Origin of the sequence: Serratia odorifera (assembly GCF_041448735.1) — a bacterium.
Lineage (GTDB): Bacteria > Pseudomonadota > Gammaproteobacteria > Enterobacterales > Enterobacteriaceae > Serratia_F > Serratia_F odorifera.
Window position 1 is genome coordinate 743177 of sequence record NZ_JBGMUT010000001.1, and the last position, 16955, is coordinate 760131.

Below are 16955 nucleotides of genomic sequence, written 5' to 3' on the forward strand. Positions count from 1 at the left end.
GGGGGAGTTGGGTAGAAAGCGGGTTGGCGGCAAGATATCAACATTGCCGCCGGAGGGACGTTACTGATGGAAATCCAGTACGCCATCACGTACCAGTTCACGTGGCAGGTTGTTTTTTATCCGGCTGCCGATACGTTTGGCGATGCCCAACGGTTGATGCTGATAGGTAACGATGCATTCATCACCCTGCGGCGGCGGCTCGGGATACAGGTCGCGCCCGTGAAACCACTCCTGCGCCAGCGCGGCGTCCAGCTCAAAGGCTTGCTTTGCGTGACCATCGGCCAATGCCAGCACCGCCTCGTGTTGCCAGCGGAAGCCTTTCGGGAAGCGTTCTGCCAGTTTCAGGCCAATGCGTGAGAAGCGTACCTTGCCGATCAGCGGCTCCAGCTCGGCCGGGAATAACCAGATTTCCTTATCGCGCGCCCATAGACGATGGTCATACCGATCCCAGCTCAGGCCAACGGCTTCCGCCGCCTGTTGCACCAGCGCACCGTCTTTGCCGGACAGCGGCGAGAAGGGGAATTTGCCCACCTTATAGCCTGGCTTTGGCAGCGGCGCAACCGCATGATGCTTGCGCAGGCGTGCGACAAAGAACCCTTCGCTGTCATAGATTTGCGGGAATACGTGCAGGAAACCTTCGTCGGTCAAGGCCTGGTGCGCGCCAGGGAACAGGTCGCCCAGCGGTTCAACGCTGACCGCCGAACCGTAGTTGGCCAACAGGCTGTTAATCACCTGCTGGTTTTCCTGTGCATTGAGCGTACAGGTGGAGTAAACCATCACGCCGCCGGGCGCCAGCGCATGGAAGGCGCTGTCGATCAGTTGGCGTTGCGTTTCGGCAATGCTGTGCACGCTTTCCGGCGACCAGTTGCTCATGGCGTCGGGGTCCTTGCGCACCACGCCCTCGCCAGAGCAGGGAGCATCCAGCAGGATGGCGTCAAAGGACTCCGGTAGAGCGGCGCCGAATACCCGGCCGTCAAAGTGGGTCAGGGCGGCGTTTTTCACCCCACAGCGACTGAGGTTGGCATGGAGCACCTTGACGCGGCTGGCAGAGTATTCGTTGGCGACAATGCCGCCACGGTTATTCATCAATGCGGCGATCTGGGTGGTTTTGGAACCGGGAGCGGCCGCGACGTCCAGTACGCGACGGGGCGTTTCGCCTGCGCTGAACAGTGCGCTGACCGGCAGCATGGAACTGGCTTCCTGAATGTAGAACAGGCCGCTCAGGTGTTCCGCTGCGCTGCCGAGTCGCAGCGCGTCGTCGTCTCGAGTGATCCAGAAACCTTCTGCGCACCAGGGGATCGGCGCCAGTTGCCAGTCGTAGTCCTTTACCAGCGCCAGGAAGCCGTCAACGCTGATTTTCAGCGTATTGACACGTATGCTGCGGCGCAGCGGGCGTTGGCAGGCGGCGATGAAATCCTCCATCGACAGTGCGGCGGGCATGATCGCGCGCGTGGCGTCGAGAAAGGCTGGGGGCAGAAGTACGCTAGCAGATTTGGCCACGGGTAACTCTTATGGACGGTCAAAATGAGGGCGGCAGTGTAACATAAAGCGAGGGGCAGAGAGTATCGGCAGGGCCGCACGGTGGCAGCCCTGCCGTCTGGCGGGGTTAATTGCGCGGGATTGCCGTCCCCCATTCCTTCCAGTCTTTCGGCTCTTCCGCCGTCAGCAGGAAGTGCTTGCCGGCATTGGCTTGCGGCGCCAATGGAATGGTCGGTGGGGTAGCGAAGGCGATACCGCCGCGAATGAACTGTTGGAAGGTGCCGCTCTTGATCACACCGCCGGTCAGGCCAAATTGCAGATTATAGCCGGACGCCAGCCAGAACACGCTGTTGTTACGCACCAGGTGCTGGTACTTCTTGCTGATACGCAAGGCAACGTGGATGCGATCGGACATCGCACCCAGATAGAAACCGGTCACGGTACCTACCTCGATGCCGCGGAACAGCACTGGCGTACCGATTTGCAGTGAGCCGGTTTCTGCCGCATCAAGCACCACGTTCAGACCATCCATGTAGCGCGAGTCGGTGATGGTGGCTTCCTGGAGTTCGAAGGTGCGCAGGGCACGTCCACTACGACCCGGTTCGACGTTGATGTACGGTTGCAGCAGGGTGTCGAGGTTGCTGACGCCGGCGGCGGAGATCTCCGGTGAGACCACCGAGAAACGCGTGCCGAAGCGGGCGAAGGTATCGACATATTCTGGGTATAGCACCGCTTTCGCCAGCACCTCGTTGCGTTCCGGTGCCAGCTTCAGCGACTCGACCTGGCCAATGTCGATACCCAGATAACGGATCGGCATGCCTGGCGACAGCTTGCTGGCATCGTAGGTGCGTAGCGTAATCTGGCTACCCACCGCACGGGCGGCGGTTTCATTGGCATACAGCAGCCGTTTGCTGCCCTTGTCCAGTGTCACACCCTGCAGATTGTCGAAGCTGATGGCGCCCTTTAACGCCCGGTTGAGCGGCGACGCCTGCACCGTCAGCCCGCTGCCGTTGAGCTGCACCTTGGCTCCGCCTTCGGCCCAGAAAATGGTCTGATTGGTCAGCAGCTTGCGATATTCCGGGCTGATATAGATATCGACGTCGAATTCATTCGCCTTTGGCCTGACGTCGACGATTTCACCTACCTGGAATTTACGGTACAGCACCACAGAACCGGTTTGCACATCCGGCAGGCTGTTGGCGGTCAACGTCAGGGTCGGCTTGGGTTTGTTGCCGATGATGCCTGCTTCGGCACGTTCCGCATTGCTATAGAGCGGATACTGGGTCGCCGGTTCGCCCTTGCTGCCCGGTATGATGCGTACACCACCGTCGATCCACTCCTGCGCACTGGCGCCAAGCACCTCCATACCGTCGAGACCCAGCTTGACGTCTACCCGGCTGTTGACCACGAACTTGCTGTCCTTGTGGATCAGCGCACGGTATTGCGCTTCAATCGCTGCGCGGAAGTTGACGCCCTCATCGGTCAGGGTGCGGCTAAGGATCTGACCGACCCGGATGCCGTGTACGATCAGCGGCTGGCCAACGTCAATGCCGTAGCTCTGTGGCGCCGTCAGCGATACGGTGAGTACCCCGGGCTGTTGCAGCAGCGTTTCACTGCTGTCCAGTACGTTGAAATGCTGTTGTGGCTCGCCGTCGCCGGGGATCAGCTCCAGCGTATTGCCGGTCAGCAACTGGCTCAGCTTGGCGTCGTTCAGGCTGATGCGCGGGCTGCGCATGGCAATACGCGTACCGCTGCGCATCAGATCTACCACCGACGGATCGATCGTCAGTTCGCCGGTGACCTTACTGTCGGGCTGCAACGTCAGTTTGGTCAGGGTGCCGACCTGCAGGCCCTGATAGATTAGCGGCGTATGGTTTTCACTCAGGTTTTTGCCACTGGGCAGATCGAGGGTGATGTTGACGCCGCGCTGACTGTGCGCCAGATCGGGATAGAGGGTGTAATTCTGCTCGGCCTTGGCCTGTTGCCCCTGTGGCGGCGAGTCGAAGGCAATGGCGCCATTCACCAGCGCGGCCAGGCTTTCCATTTGCACCGAAGCGCCGGCCAGGCTGAAGTCGCCCTTAAAGCCGGAAACGTTCCAGAAGCGGCTATTGTCCTTCACCAGGTTGGCGAAACGGCGATCGATGAGTACGTCAATGGTCACCCCCTTGTTGCCGGCGGCAATGGTGTAGTCATACACCTTGCCCACCGGGATCTTGCGGTAATAGACCAGCGAGCCGGTATTGAGCGAGCCAAGATCGTCGGCGTGCAGATGCAGCATCAGTTCGCCGGTGTTCAGACGGTATTTCGGTTGGGTATCGAGCGCCGTAAAGTGAGTCTGTGGTTGACCGCCGCCCGGCATCATGCCGATGTAGTTGCCGCCGACCAGCGCATCCAGCCCGGAAACGCCGGCCAACGAGGCTTTGGGCGTCACCAGCCAGAACTGGGTACCGTCGCGCAACGAATCTTCCAGATCGCTTTTGATGCTGGCTTCCACCACGATTTTACGCAAATCCTTGCTCAGGCTGATGGTCTGCACGGTACCGACGTCGACGCCCTGATAGCGCACCGGCGTACGCCCGGCGACGATGCCGGCGGCCGACTGGAAATCAATGGTGACGGTGGTGCCGCGCTCCTGGAAATTGCTATACACCAGCCAGCCGGCGATCAGCAGGGCGATAAACGGCAATAACCAGAAGGGTGAAATGCGGCGCTTGTGTTTGACCCGCGCTTCAGTCGTCGTATTCGGCGTTTCCTGTTGCATGTGCATCCCAAATCAATCGGCTATCCAGCCATTCAACGGCAAGAATAGTCAAAATGACCGCAGACCCAAAGTAAAAGGCTGCCGGCCCCATAGTAAATGATAATAATTGCTCGCGATTTACCAGCGACATCATCAGCGCGATGACAAACAGATCGAGCATCGACCAGCGGCCAATCCACCTCACCAGGCGCAACAGCCGAATACGTGTTTTCAGGCTGTGCGAGGTTTTGAAATGGATGCTGAACAGCAGGGTGATCAGCACGATGACCTTGGTAAACGGCACCAGCACGCTGGCGATAAACACAATCGCGGCAATCGGCATGTTGCCCGAGGTTGCCAGCGAGACCACGCCGGAAAAGATAGTATCCTCCATTCGTGCGCCGTTGGCATAGATTATCGAGATCGGCAGCAGGTTGGCCGGGATCAGCAGGATCATTGCCGCAATCAGCGCCGCCCAGGTTTTTTGCAGGCTGTAGGGTTGGCGGTGGCACATGGCAATATGGCAGCGCGGGCAACGGCCGCGCGAATCGGCATAGCCGGTATAGTGGCACGATAAACAGACGTGCAACGCCGACGGCGCCCCTTGTGGCTGTTGCTGCGGGTAGTAGCGTTCCCACAGCTGTTCCAGGTTCATGTGAATCAGGGTCAGCAGGCTGAGTAACGTCAGACAGAGATAGGCAATCAACGCGCTGCCGGCCGCGATGTCGGCATACTCTTTGACTTTTATCGTCGCTACCGCCATGCCGATCAGATAAATATCCAGCATGATCCACTCTTTTAGCCGTTCCAGCATCAGCAACACCGGGCGCAGATTCATGCCTAGCCGATGACCGATACGCAGATACAGCAGCGACAGCACCAGCGTCAGCGGCGCGCCCATGGTACAAAATGCCACCATACTGGCGGTGATCGGATCGCCCTGGCGACTCATCTGCCAGACGCCTTCCAGCAGACTGGCGTGAATATGGCTGCCGAGCAGGCGAATGCTGATCAGCGGTTCGGTGAAGGCGAACGGCATCAGCAGCAGCATGGTTACCGCCAGCGCCGTCAGCCGGGTCATCGACCAGTCGCGGCCATTGACCACTTTGGCATTGCAGCGCGGGCAATAAGCGGCCTGGTTGCCCGCCAGTGGCGGCAGGATAAACAGCAGGTCGCATTCGCAGCAGCGCTGGTGGCGCGCTGTGCTTAGCGGGCCGGTGATCGCGTGTATCTTCATCATCAAAACTGCTCTTTAGCCCGCAGGTCTATTTAGCGTAGCTGGAAAATAACGCCGTCTTTGCCATCGTGTTATAAAGGAAGGTGGCAAAGCAGGTAAACGGGGTTTCTGGCTGGCAAACATACCCTGTCGGGCAGGGTTTTGTGAAGCAACAGATGATTAACCTTGTGACTATACGCATTTAATGCTTATTTTATAGGGGCTAAGCCTCGAGCTTAAGGCTATCTACAGAGTGTTAATGGTTACTACATGACAAAAGAACAATTCTACGCGGAATTCAAACGCGATCTGGTGGCGCTACTTGACGGCGAAACCCATTTCATCGCGGCGCTTGCCAATGCCAGTGCGCTGATCAATGAGCGGCTGGATGACGTCAACTGGGCCGGATTTTACCTGATGGACGGCAAGCAGCTGGTGCTCGGGCCGTTCCAGGGAAAAATTGCCTGCGTGCGCATTCCGCTGGGCAAAGGGGTCTGTGGCACCGCCGCAGCAGAAAACCGCATTCAGCGCGTCGGCGATGTGCATGCGTTTCCTGGCCATATCGCCTGCGACGCCGCCAGCAACGCCGAAATCGTGCTGCCGCTGGTGGTTGGCGGTCAGGTGATTGGCGTGCTGGATATCGACAGCACAGTTTATCAACGGTTCGACGAGCACGACGAATTAGGCCTGAAAGCAGTGGTGGCGGGGCTTTGCGCGCAACTGGAACAGTGTAATTGTGCGAAATACGTCACTGTAGCGGCAAGTTGATCTACGGTTAACGTGGCATTTAGCGATGGCGTCATTATAATGGCGCCTGTTCATGCCTGCGGCTTGTTGGCAACACCGTTGTAATCAGGAAATTTCATGGAAAATCAACCTAAGTTGAACTCTAGTAAAGAAGTTATTGCTTTTCTTGCCGAGCGCTTTCCGCTCTGCTTTAGCGCCGAAGGCGAAGCTCGTCCGCTTAAAATCGGTATTTTTCAGGATCTGGTGGAGCGCGTGCAGGGGGAAGAGAATCTGAGCAAGACGCAATTGCGTTCTGCACTGCGCCTGTATACCTCTAGCTGGCGTTACCTGTATGGCATCAAAGTCGGCGCACAGCGTGTTGATCTGGACGGTAACCCGTGCGGCGAACTCGAACAGCAGCATGTCGACCATGCCCGCCAACAGCTTGAAGAAGCCAAAGCGCGCGTTCAGGCACAGCGTGCCGAACAAAACGCCAAAAAACGTGAAGCCGCCGGTGAATCCGCTGCCGCTGAGCCTCGTCGTCCGCGTCCAGCCGGTAAAAAACCTGCCGCTCGTCGTGAAGGCGGCGCTGCGCAGGAAGGCCGCAAGCCACGTCCACACACTCGCCCGCAGCAAGCTCGTCAACCTCGTGCCGCAAAAGAGGAAAACCAGCAGCCTCATGTGCCCGTTACGGATATCTCTAAACTGCAAATTGGCCAGGAAATCAAAGTCAGAGCAGGTAAGAGCGCGATGGATGCTACCGTACTCGAAATCGCTAAAGATGGCGTACGTGTGCAGCTCTCTTCCGGTCTGGCGATGATTGTGCGCGCAGAACACTTGCAGTTCTGATACGGAGGCCAACCAAGGCATGAACAAATTAGTCAGATTAACGGCAGTCGCTGCCTTGATGTGGGCTGGCGTCAGTTACGGTGCGGACACCGCCAACATCCGCATCGACCAACTGCCGCAGCTGCATCAGGAACCACAGCATGCAACAGTGAGTGAGCGCGTAACATCGCGCTTTACTCGCTCCCATTACCGGCAATTCGCCCTGGATGCCGAGTTTTCCGGCAAGATCTTCGATCGCTATCTGAACATGCTGGATTACAGCCACAACGTGTTGCTGGCATCCGATGTTGCGCAGTTCGCCGATAAGCGCCAGTCGTTTGGTGACGAGCTGAAGACCGGTAAGTTGGATACGCCTTACGCGCTGTTTAATCTGGCGCAGAAACGCCGCTTTGAGCGTTACACCTATGCCTTGTCGTTGCTGGGTAAGCCAATGAGCTTTACCGGCAATGACACTATTGATATCGACCGTGGCAAAGCGCCGTGGCCGAAAGACAAAGCCGAACTCGATCGTCTGTGGGATGCCAAGGTCAAATATGACCAGTTGAACCTCAAGCTGACCGGCAAGAGCGACAAGGAAATTCGCGAAACGCTGACCAAACGCTATCAGTTCGCCATCAAACGCCTGACGCAAAGCAACAGCGAAGACGTGTTCCAACTGGCGATGAATGCCTTTGCGCATGAAATCGACCCGCATACCAACTATCTGTCACCACGCAATACCGAACAGTTTAATACCGAAATGAGCCTGTCGCTGGAAGGCATCGGTGCGGTATTGCAAATGGATGACGACTACACCCTGATCAATTCGATGGTGCCGGGCGGCCCGGCGGCGAAGAGCAAATCGATCACCGTTGGCGATCGGATTGTCGGCGTTGGTCAGGCTGGTAAAGGGATGGTGGACGTCATCGGCTGGCGTCTGGACGACGTTGTTTCACTGATCAAGGGGCCGAAGGGCAGCAAGGTGCGCCTGGAAATCCTGCCAGCCGGCAAGGGCACCAAGACGCGCGTGGTCACCCTGACCCGTGAGCGCATTCGACTGGAAGACCGCGCGGTGAAGATGACCATCAAAACCGTCGGCAAGGAAAAGATTGCGGTGCTGGATATCCCCGGCTTTTACGTTGGCCTGACCGATGACGTCAAAGTTCAGCTGCAGAAGATGGCCAAGCAGAACGTCAAGGGCGTGATCATCGATCTGCGCACCAACGGCGGCGGCGCGCTGACCGAAGCCGTCTCGCTGTCCGGTCTGTTTATTCCGAGCGGCCCGGTGGTGCAGGTGCGCGACAACAACGGCAAAATTCGTGAAGACGCCGACACCGATGGCGTGACCTACTACAAAGGGCCGCTGGTGGTGCTGGTCGATCGCTTTAGCGCGTCGGCTTCGGAGATTTTCGCTGCGGCAATGCAGGACTACGGTCGTGCGCTGATCGTCGGTGAGCCGACGTTTGGTAAAGGCACCGTGCAGCAATACCGTTCACTGAACCGTATTTACGATCAGATGCTGCGTCCTGAATGGCCGGCGCTGGGCTCGGTGCAATACACTATTCAAAAGTTCTACCGCGTTGACGGCGGCAGTACCCAGCGTAAGGGCGTCACGCCTGATATCCTGATGCCAACCGGCGTCGATCCGGCGGAAACCGGCGAAAGCTTTGAAGACAACGCCATGCCGTGGGACAGCATCAATGCCGCCACCTATACCAAGGTCGGCGATATGAAGCCATTTGTGCCTGAACTGCTGAAGGATCACCAGCAGCGCATCGCCAAAAACCCAGAGTTCCAGTACATCGCGCAAGACATCGCCCATTACAAGGCGCTGAAGGATAAACGCAACATTGTTTCGCTCAATCTGGCCCAGCGCGAGAAAGAGAACCACGACGATGACGCGACCCGCTTGCAGCGTATTAACGATCGCCTGGAGCGTGCCGGCAAGAAACCGTTGAAATCGCTGGATGCCTTGCCGAAGGATTACCAGGAACCGGATCCGTACCTGGATGAAACGGTGCATATCGCGTTGGAACTGTCTCATCTTGAGAAAGATCAGCCAGCCACACAACCGGCCGCCGCCAAATAACGCGGCGCTGGCAGAAAGTAAAACGCACCTTCGGGTGCGTTTTTTAATGCTGAAATTAGGCGTTGCGGTGCAGGGATGATTTCATCGTTGTGAGTCCGTTGCCAATCTCATGCACCATGTGCATTTTTCAACCGGCAATCCTTAATGGCGTACCTGGTGCAAACAAAACGTCACTTTCGCGAACCACGATAAAAACCCACCGTTATCCGCAACAATCGTTTACAATTTACGAAACTGGCAGCAAGCGCCGTTTTTGTAAAGTTTCGTATTTTTAGTGGGTTAATGGCGGACAACGCTTGAAACTGTGACAGATGCCCATACGATCTGGGTATCCCAAGCAGCGTTTTGTTAACATTTATGAGGAAGTAAACATTTTATGATGCGTATAGCTCTGTTCCTGCTCACCAACCTGGCGGTGATGTTGGTTTTCGGGCTGGTGCTCAGCCTGACAGGAATCCAGTCCAGTAGCGTTCAGGGCCTGATGATCATGGCCGGTCTGTTCGGCTTCGGCGGTGCGTTCGTTTCTCTGCTGATGTCCAAATGGATGGCGCTGCGCTCCGTCGGCGGGGAAGTGATTGAACAACCGCGTAACGAAACCGAAAACTGGCTGTTGGAAACCGTGCGTCGTCAGTCGCAGCAGGCGGGCATTGCCATGCCGCAGGTGGCTATCTATCATGCGCCGGATATCAACGCATTTGCTACTGGCGCACGCCGCGATGCCTCGTTGGTTGCCGTCAGCACCGGCCTGTTGCAAAACATGAGCCGTGACGAAGCAGAAGCGGTTATCGCGCACGAAATCAGCCACGTGGCCAACGGCGACATGGTGACCATGACCTTGATCCAGGGTATCGTGAACACCTTCGTGATCTTTATTTCCCGCCTGTTGGCGCAGGTGGCTGCCGGTTTCCTGGGCAACCGAGACGGGGAAGGCGAAAGCAACGGCAACCCGATGATCTACTTCGCGGTGTCAATGGTGCTGGAGCTGGTGTTCGGGATTTTGGCGAGTATCATCACCATGTGGTTCTCGCGTCACCGTGAGTTTTATGCTGATGCCGGCTCCGCCAAACTGGTCGGCCGCGAGAAAATGATTGCCGCATTGCAACGGCTGAAAACCAGCTACGAACCGCAGGAAGCGGGTAGCATGATGGCATTCTGCATCAACGGTAAATCCAAGACATTCAGCGAATTGTTCATGTCGCACCCGCCGCTGGACAAGCGTATTGAAGCACTGCGCTCCGGGCAATACCTGAAGTAGCCTCAAGCCAGCATGTAAACAGAAAACCCCGGTTAACCGGGGTTTTTTATGCCTGCTATTTGGCGCTGGGTTCAATCGTGCCGGCGGGGGATTGCGTGATGCGCAGACAGCTGACCATGGCGGCCAGGGTGGCGAAGCTGCCGGCCAGAATCAACGCCGCGTGGGTTCCGCTGGTGGGGAACAGGTTGAACATCAGCGCCACCAGCGCAGCGCCGGTCGTTTGCCCCAGCAGGCGTGCCGTGCCCAGCATGCCGCTGGCGCCGCCGCTGCGGTGGCGCGGTGCGGAGGAAATAATGGTGTGGTTGTTTGGTGACTGGAATAGCCCAAAACCTGCGCCGCACAATGCCATGCGCCAGATAATGTCCAGATCGTGCGGGTTCGGCGGTAACAGTGCCAGCAGGAATAGCCCGAGTGCGAACACCGACAACCCAATACCGCCCAGCAGACCGGCGTGGATATGCTCCACCAGGCGTCCGGCCAGCGGCGCCATGACGATAATCGCCAACGGCCACGGCGTCAGCAATAACCCGGTAGCCACTTCGTCACGCCCCAATGCGCCTTGCAGGAAAAACGGCAGCGACACCATCGCCAGCATTTGTGCGGCAAACGAACAAATGGAGGTGCCCATCGACAGCGCAAAGATCGGGATACGCAGCAAATCCACCGGCAGCAGCGGAGATTCCTGGCGCAGCTGGCGGCGCACGAAGAAAAAGCCAATCAGCAACAGCGCCGCCATTTCGGCGGCAATCAGCCATGGGCTTTGCCCCTGCGCCACGCCACCGATGGCGGTGATCAATAAACCGAACGTCAAGGCGTTCATCACCGCGCTAAGCGGATCAAAGCGCTGTTGGCGGTTCTTCTGGCCGTTGGCCGGCAAATAACGCATACCCAGCAGCAAGGCGACAATGCCAATCGGCAGGTTAATGGCGAACAGCCATTGCCACGATGCCAGCGACAGGATCGCCGCTGCCACCGTAGGACCGGCGGCGGATGCGAAAGCGACGATCAGCGAATTGATGCCGATGCCGCGGCCAAGAAAGCGCTGCGGATAAATAATACGGATTAGCGCAGTATTGACGCTCATGATCGCCGCTGCACCAAAGCCTTGCAATACGCGGGCGATGGTCAGGCTGAGTAGTGAATCGGACAGGGCGCAAAACAGCGAGGTAATGCTGAACACCAGCAGGCCAGCCTGATAGATGCGCCGATAGCCAATCAAATCGCCCAGCGAAGCCAGCGACAGCAACGATACGGTAATCGCCAACTGATAGGCATTGACAATCCAGATTGAACTGGCGGGGCTGGCGTTGAGATCGCGGGCAATGGTCGGTAGCGCAACGTTGGCGATCGCGCCATCGAGCACGGAAACGGTAATGCCGAGAGCAATGGCCAAGATCGCCCCGTAGCGCTGTGGGACGGGCAAACCGTCGGTGCAGGAACGCGTCATAGTATGGAGAATTATTAAACTCAGGGAAGGTGACCATGCTAACAGTTTTGTTGCCGAATTCATCTGCCATTTATCCGACAATTGTAAACGTCGATGAGTAGCAGATTATTCCTTGGCATCCATTGCATAGCGCGGATTGTTCCGCTTATACTGAAACCCTTGTTCAAATTTCTTAAAACAGAAATAGGTGAGTAGGATTGACCATGGCTAACGCAGATCTAGATAAACAACCGGATTCTGTTTCATCGGTGCTCAAGGTGTTCGGTATCTTGCAAGCACTGGGCGAGGAGCGCGAGATCGGCATTACCGAACTGTCTCAGCGGGTGATGATGTCTAAAAGCACCGTCTACCGTTTCCTGCAAACCATGAAGTCGCTGGGTTATGTAGCGCAGGAGGGAGAATCGGAAAAATATTCTCTTACCCTCAAACTGTTCGAACTGGGCGCCAAGTCGTTACAAAATGTCGATCTGATCCGCAGCGCCGACATTCAGATGCGTGAGTTGTCCAACCACACCCGTGAAACCATTCACCTGGGTGCGCTGGATGAAGACAGCATCGTATACATCCATAAAATCGACTCCCTGTATAATCTGCGCATGTATTCGCGCATCGGCCGGCGTAATCCGTTGCACAGTACCGCCATCGGTAAGGTGCTGCTGGCATGGCGTGACCGTGCAGAGGTGAACGATATTCTGTCTCAGGTGGAGTTTACCCGCAGTACCCCGCATACCATTACCAGCGCCGCGGACCTGTTGCCAGTGCTGGATAAAGTTCGTACGCAAGGGTTTGGCGAGGATATCGAAGAGCAGGAAGAAGGGCTGCGTTGCATCGCGGTACCGGTGTTCGACCGTTTTGGCGTGGTGATTGCCGGGCTGAGCATCTCCTTCCCGACCATTCGTTTTTCGGAAGATGCGAAATCCGATTACGTTCGGCAGTTACATAACGCCGCGCGTATTATCTCGCAACAGCAGGGTTATCACGATTATCCGTTCTGACGGTGCGATGCTCTCATCACCGATGATCAACGAGCGACAGGCAGACATAAAAAAACCGGCGTAATCGCCGGTTTTTTATTGCTATGGGCAAGGTTACTGGTGAACCAGTTCCGCTTCGTCTTCGCTGTTCATGATGCTTTTGTCAGTTTGCTTCATCAACTGGCTGGTAATGGTGCCGGCGGTCATAGATCCACTGACGTTCAACGCGGTACGACCCATGTCGATCAGCGGTTCAACTGAAATCAGCAGTGCGACCAGCGTCACCGGCAGGCCCATTGCCGGCAGCACGATTAGCGCGGCAAAGGTCGCGCCGCCGCCCACGCCAGCAACGCCGGCGGAGCTGAGGGTGACGATGCCAACCAGCGTGGCGATCCATAACGGATCCAGCGGGTTGATACCGATGGTAGGGGCAACCATTACCGCCAGCATGGCCGGATACAGGCCGGCGCAGCCGTTCTGGCCAATAGTGGCACCGAACGAGGCGGAGAAGCTGGCAATCGACTCTGGCACACCCAGACGGCGCGTTTGCGCTTCCACGTTAAGCGGGATACTGGCGGCGCTGGAGCGGCTGGTAAAGGCAAAGGTGATCACCGGCCAGACCTTGCGGAAGAACTTGGCCGGATTAACGCCGGTGAACGACAGCAGCAGCGCGTGTACCGCGAACATGATCGCCAGCCCCAGATAGGAGGCGACCACAAAGCTGCCCAGCTTGATGATATCGTGAATGTTGGAACCGGCGACCACTTTGGTCATCAGCGCCATCACGCCGTACGGGGTCAGTTTCATCACCAGGCGCACCAGTTTCATCACCCAGGACTGCAGCGTGTCAATGGCATTCAGAACGCGTTGGCCTTTGGCCTGATCGTCTTTCACCAATTGCAGTGCGGCGACGCCAAGGAAGGCAGCGAAGATCACCACGCTGATGATTGAGGTTGGGCTGGCCCCGGTCAGATCGGCAAACGGGTTCTTCGGCACGAACGACAATATTAGCTGTGGTACCGTCAGATCGGCCACTTTACCGACATAGTTGCTCTGAATTGCCGACAAACGCGCGCTTTCTTGCGTACCTTGCACCAGTCCTTCGGCGGTCAGGCCGAACAGGTTGGTCACCAGCACCCCGACCAACGCGGCGATCAGCGTGGTAAACAGCAGTGTGCCAATGGTCAGCACGCTGATTTTACCCAACGATGACGCATTATGCAGTTTGGCGACGGCGCTCAGGATTGAGACGAACACCAGTGGCATAACGATCATTTGCAGCAGTTGCACATAGCCGTTACCGACGATGTTGAACCAGCCGATAGATTCTTTCAGTAATGGATTGTCTGCGCCATAGATCAGTTGCAATGCGAGGCCAAATACCACGCCAACCATCAAACCGACCAGAACTTTTTTTGCCAGGCTCCATTGCTTATGGCGAGTTTGCGCCAACAGCAAAAGGAGGGCGACAAAAACCAGCACGTTAATTACGAGCGGTAGATTCATCCCCGTGTCTCCAATATCTTTTTTATAGTTTAAAAATGGCTACGCACCACGATGTAGCGATGTCGATATGGTATCAGTTTGCGCGGCGCCACCCTTATATCCAAATCGAATGTGATATAACTCACAGTAATTTTTTGCTTAATAAATCGCCGATATGGATATAAAAACGCCGATATTTCGTGATCACAGTCTAATATTTTTCAACTGCTCAAAATACGACTGCACCGGAATGGTGCAACCCCCTTGCCAGTAGATGGCGAACGCGACCAGACAAAGACACAGGGCACGTTCCAGCTGATTGCCCTTTTGTGAATTTAGCAGCGGCAGACGAAAACGCCAGCGGCAAGGCCATAGCAGGGGGACGCCGGCGGGGGTGAGCATGTCAGCCAGCAGATGGCTGAAGTAGCCGATGATCATGGCATGCAAGACGTCGGGGGGAATAGGCCAACTGCGTGGTACATCGAGGCTAAACAGCATCACGCCGCCGACGATAGCCAACAGGCTGTGGGTAAAGCCGCGATGGCCGAAGGCCCGCGCGATAGGGATCGCTACCCAGCGCAAGCGTTGGCCAAGTACCGATTTGGGATGATCGATATCCGGTAATAAAGACGTCAGCAGGGCTGCGGGTATGATATGCCACCAGTCGCCGTTGGCCAGCACCGGTGTCACTTCTGCTTTCTTGGCGAAGATCGCGCAAGCGACAGAAAAAATAAGATGTCCTTCCGCAGTCATGCTGTTGCAATTCCGGCTGGTAAACTGGTAATTTATCCAGTATATGGGGATTTGCACAGTAATGGAATGGGTGACGCTGTAACTAATTGTTTAAATCGCCGAATTTACAATGAGTTGGACAGTTTCCGCGCTGCCGGTGATGCGATGACCCTGCGGCAAGCAACCAGGACTCCATGCGGAGCCCTGGTCGGAATGATGTTGCGGGGGATCACCGTGCCAGCCAGCCCCCGTCGACCGCCACGGTATAGCCATTGACATAATCAGAGGCGGCTGACGCCAAAAACACCACCGGCCCCATCATGTCCTGCGGCAGTCCCCAGCGGCCGGCAGGGATACGATCGAGAATCGCCTGATTACGTTCCTCATCGGCGCGCAACTGTTGAGTATTGTTGGTGGCCATGTAGCCAGGCGCGAGGGCATTGACGTTAATGCCGTGTTTGGCCCACTCATTGGCCAGCAGGCGGGTTACGCCCATCACTGCGCTCTTTGAGGCGGTATACGACGGTACGCGAATACCGCCCTGGTAAGACAGCATGGAGGCGATATTGATAATTTTGCCACCGGATCCCTGCTTGATAAATTGACGTGCTACCGCTTGCGACAAAAAGAACACGGTTTTGATGTTCACATTCATCACGTCATCCCAGTCTTTTTCGCTGAAGTTAATTGCATCTTCGCGGCGAATAATACCAGCGTTATTGATCAGAATGTCTATACGGCCGAATTCGGCAATGGCCTGTTCCAGTACGCTGGGGATCACCGCCACGCTGCTCAGATCGGCCTGTAGCGTCAGAAAGCGGCGCCCCAGCGCGCTGACCCGATCGCGGGTTTGTTGCGGATCGCTGCGGTTAACGCCAATGATATCGCAACCGGCCTGCGCCAGCCCGATTGCCATACCCTGGCCCAGCCCGGTATCACACCCGGTCACCAGCGCCACTTTACCTTTTAGATCAAAGGAATCTAGAATCATAGCCAGCTTCTCTCGTGGTTCGAAAAGGGGGGATCAGCGCAAGTCGCTGACGGCGACGTGGTCCATATCGCCGAAGACCTGATTCTCGCCAATCATGCCCCAGATAAAGGTGTAGCGTTTGGTGCCAACGCCGGAATGGATTGACCAGCTCGGTGAAATCACCGCCTGTTCGTTGTGTACCAGCAGATGTCGGGTTTCCTGTGGTTGTCCCATCATATGGAATACTGCGGTGTCCTGGTCCATATCAAAATAGAAATACACCTCCATACGCCGCTCGTGGGTGTGGCAGGGCATGGTGTTCCACAGATTGCCTTCCGCCAACGTGGTCAGGCCCATGGTGAGCTGGCAGGTCGGCAGCACGTCCGGCACGATGAATTTATTGATGGTGCGGCGATTGCTGGTGGCGTTATCGCCCAGCGTTTGCGGCGAGGCTTCCTCCAAGGTGATTTTCCGGTTGGGATACGCGGTATGCGCTGGCGCGCTGTTGTAGTAGAACTTGGCGGGGCGACGGGCATCGGCGCTGCTGAATTCAACCTGTTTGGCACCCTGACCCACATACAGTGCCTGCTGATTGCCAATCTCATAGCGCTGTCCATCCACCTCGATGGTACCGGCACCGCCGATGTTGATCACGCCCAGTTCGCGGCGCTCCAGAAAATAACTGACGCCCAGTTGCTTACCGACTTCGTCGCCGATGCTGACCGTTTTATTCACCGGTTTGATTCCACCAACGATAATCCGATCGATGTGGCTGTAGGTCATGGTGTACCGATCGGCCTCAAAGATGTTTTCGATCAGAAATTCGCGGCGTAATCCGGCGGTATCGAGCTGTTTAGCATGGTCGCTGTGAATGCTTTGACGGACGTCCATCTCAATGCCTCGCTTGCTGAAGTGACAGGAAGAAAGCACCGGGTAAACGATGACGCTGCGTGGCAGTGACAGCGGCGACCGACAACCCGGCGCTTTCTGTTATGGCGACAGCATAGGGTGGTC

At 56.6% G+C, this 16955-nt stretch carries 13 protein-coding genes; 5 read left to right on the top strand and 8 right to left on the bottom strand.

All coding sequences use genetic code 11. The annotated features are described in order from the left end of the window. Positions 1–60: 60 nt before the first annotated feature. The 3 genes from rsmF to yebS form a co-directional block, all read right to left on the bottom strand. Positions 61–1500 (bottom strand): 16S rRNA (cytosine(1407)-C(5))-methyltransferase RsmF, encoded by a 1440-nt coding sequence (gene rsmF, locus ACCC84_RS03510; protein ID WP_371901554.1) that lies wholly within the window; start codon positions 1498–1500, stop codon positions 61–63. A gap of 106 nt (positions 1501–1606) precedes the next feature. Continuing rightward, the gene (locus ACCC84_RS03515) at positions 1607–4240 is read right to left on the bottom strand and encodes a PqiB family protein (protein WP_273867812.1); all 2634 of its coding nucleotides are present in this window, start codon (positions 4238–4240) and stop codon (positions 1607–1609) included. Beyond that, positions 4209–5456: a membrane integrity lipid transport subunit YebS gene (gene yebS / locus ACCC84_RS03520; RefSeq protein WP_039992757.1), complete on the bottom strand. Its 1248-nt coding sequence runs from the start codon at positions 5454–5456 to the stop codon at positions 4209–4211. The genes ACCC84_RS03515 and yebS overlap by 32 nt, the downstream gene beginning before the upstream one ends. Before the next feature lie 249 nt (positions 5457–5705). Here yebS and msrC point away from each other — a divergent pair, with 249 nt between their 5' ends. The 4 genes from msrC (at position 5706) to htpX (ending at position 10333) form a co-directional block, all read left to right on the top strand. Next, a complete protein-coding gene (msrC, locus tag ACCC84_RS03525; RefSeq protein WP_004963768.1) occupies positions 5706–6203 on the top strand; it encodes a free L-methionine (R)-S-oxide reductase MsrC in 498 nt (165 codons plus the stop codon). Positions 6204–6299: 96 nt separating this feature from the next. Next, on the top strand, positions 6300–7010 hold the full coding sequence (gene proQ, locus ACCC84_RS03530) for an RNA chaperone ProQ (RefSeq protein WP_371901555.1): 711 nt from the start codon (positions 6300–6302) through the stop codon (positions 7008–7010). Positions 7011–7029: 19 nt separating this feature from the next. Continuing rightward, entirely contained in the window at positions 7030–9078 is a 2049-nt protein-coding gene (prc, locus tag ACCC84_RS03535) for a carboxy terminal-processing peptidase (protein WP_004963764.1), read from the top strand. A gap of 376 nt (positions 9079–9454) precedes the next feature. Further along, complete coding sequence (gene htpX / locus ACCC84_RS03540) at positions 9455–10333, top strand: protease HtpX (RefSeq protein WP_004963759.1); 879 nt, start codon at positions 9455–9457, stop codon at positions 10331–10333. Positions 10334–10388: 55 nt separating this feature from the next. On the opposite strand, the gene ACCC84_RS03545 is transcribed toward htpX, so the two are convergent. Beyond that, positions 10389–11780, bottom strand: a complete 1392-nt coding sequence (locus ACCC84_RS03545; protein ID WP_371901556.1) for an MFS transporter — start codon at positions 11778–11780, stop codon at positions 10389–10391. 203 nt (positions 11781–11983) lie between these two features. On the opposite strand from ACCC84_RS03545, the gene kdgR reads away from it, so the two are divergent. Beyond that, on the top strand, positions 11984–12775 hold the full coding sequence (gene kdgR, locus ACCC84_RS03550; protein WP_004963753.1) for a DNA-binding transcriptional regulator KdgR: 792 nt from the start codon (positions 11984–11986) through the stop codon (positions 12773–12775). Between the two features lie 93 nt (positions 12776–12868). Here the strand turns inward: kdgR and ACCC84_RS03555 are convergent, their stop codons facing one another. The 4 genes from ACCC84_RS03555 to kduI form a co-directional block, all read right to left on the bottom strand. Next, complete coding sequence (locus ACCC84_RS03555) at positions 12869–14260, bottom strand: L-cystine transporter (RefSeq protein ID WP_371901557.1); 1392 nt, start codon at positions 14258–14260, stop codon at positions 12869–12871. 183 nt (positions 14261–14443) lie between these two features. Then, on the bottom strand, positions 14444–14992 hold the full coding sequence (locus tag ACCC84_RS03560; RefSeq protein ID WP_004963747.1) for a metal-dependent hydrolase: 549 nt from the start codon (positions 14990–14992) through the stop codon (positions 14444–14446). Positions 14993–15200: 208 nt separating this feature from the next. Further along, on the bottom strand, positions 15201–15962 hold the full coding sequence (gene kduD / locus ACCC84_RS03565) for a 2-dehydro-3-deoxy-D-gluconate 5-dehydrogenase KduD (protein WP_004963744.1): 762 nt from the start codon (positions 15960–15962) through the stop codon (positions 15201–15203). A gap of 33 nt (positions 15963–15995) precedes the next feature. Then, positions 15996–16832, bottom strand: a complete 837-nt coding sequence (kduI, locus tag ACCC84_RS03570; RefSeq protein ID WP_004963741.1) for a 5-dehydro-4-deoxy-D-glucuronate isomerase — start codon at positions 16830–16832, stop codon at positions 15996–15998. Positions 16833–16955: the final 123 nt, after the last annotated feature.

What these genes read in the sequence shown, in the direction of transcription:
- ACCC84_RS03515 (WP_273867812.1), bottom strand. Translation starts at nt 4,240, where the DNA reads ATGCAACAGGAAACGCCGAATACGACGACTGAAGCGCGGGTCAAACAC.
- yebS (WP_039992757.1), bottom strand. Translation starts at nt 5,456, where the DNA reads ATGAAGATACACGCGATCACCGGCCCGCTAAGCACAGCGCGCCACCAG.
- msrC (WP_004963768.1), top strand. Translation starts at nt 5,706, where the DNA reads ATGACAAAAGAACAATTCTACGCGGAATTCAAACGCGATCTGGTGGCG.
- proQ (WP_371901555.1), top strand. Translation starts at nt 6,300, where the DNA reads ATGGAAAATCAACCTAAGTTGAACTCTAGTAAAGAAGTTATTGCTTTT.
- prc (WP_004963764.1), top strand. Translation starts at nt 7,030, where the DNA reads ATGAACAAATTAGTCAGATTAACGGCAGTCGCTGCCTTGATGTGGGCT.
- htpX (WP_004963759.1), top strand. Translation starts at nt 9,455, where the DNA reads ATGATGCGTATAGCTCTGTTCCTGCTCACCAACCTGGCGGTGATGTTG.
- ACCC84_RS03545 (WP_371901556.1), bottom strand. Translation starts at nt 11,780, where the DNA reads ATGACGCGTTCCTGCACCGACGGTTTGCCCGTCCCACAGCGCTACGGG.
- kdgR (WP_004963753.1), top strand. Translation starts at nt 11,984, where the DNA reads ATGGCTAACGCAGATCTAGATAAACAACCGGATTCTGTTTCATCGGTG.
- ACCC84_RS03555 (WP_371901557.1), bottom strand. Translation starts at nt 14,260, where the DNA reads ATGAATCTACCGCTCGTAATTAACGTGCTGGTTTTTGTCGCCCTCCTT.
- ACCC84_RS03560 (WP_004963747.1), bottom strand. Translation starts at nt 14,992, where the DNA reads ATGACTGCGGAAGGACATCTTATTTTTTCTGTCGCTTGCGCGATCTTC.
- kduD (WP_004963744.1), bottom strand. Translation starts at nt 15,962, where the DNA reads ATGATTCTAGATTCCTTTGATCTAAAAGGTAAAGTGGCGCTGGTGACC.
- kduI (WP_004963741.1), bottom strand. Translation starts at nt 16,832, where the DNA reads ATGGACGTCCGTCAAAGCATTCACAGCGACCATGCTAAACAGCTCGAT.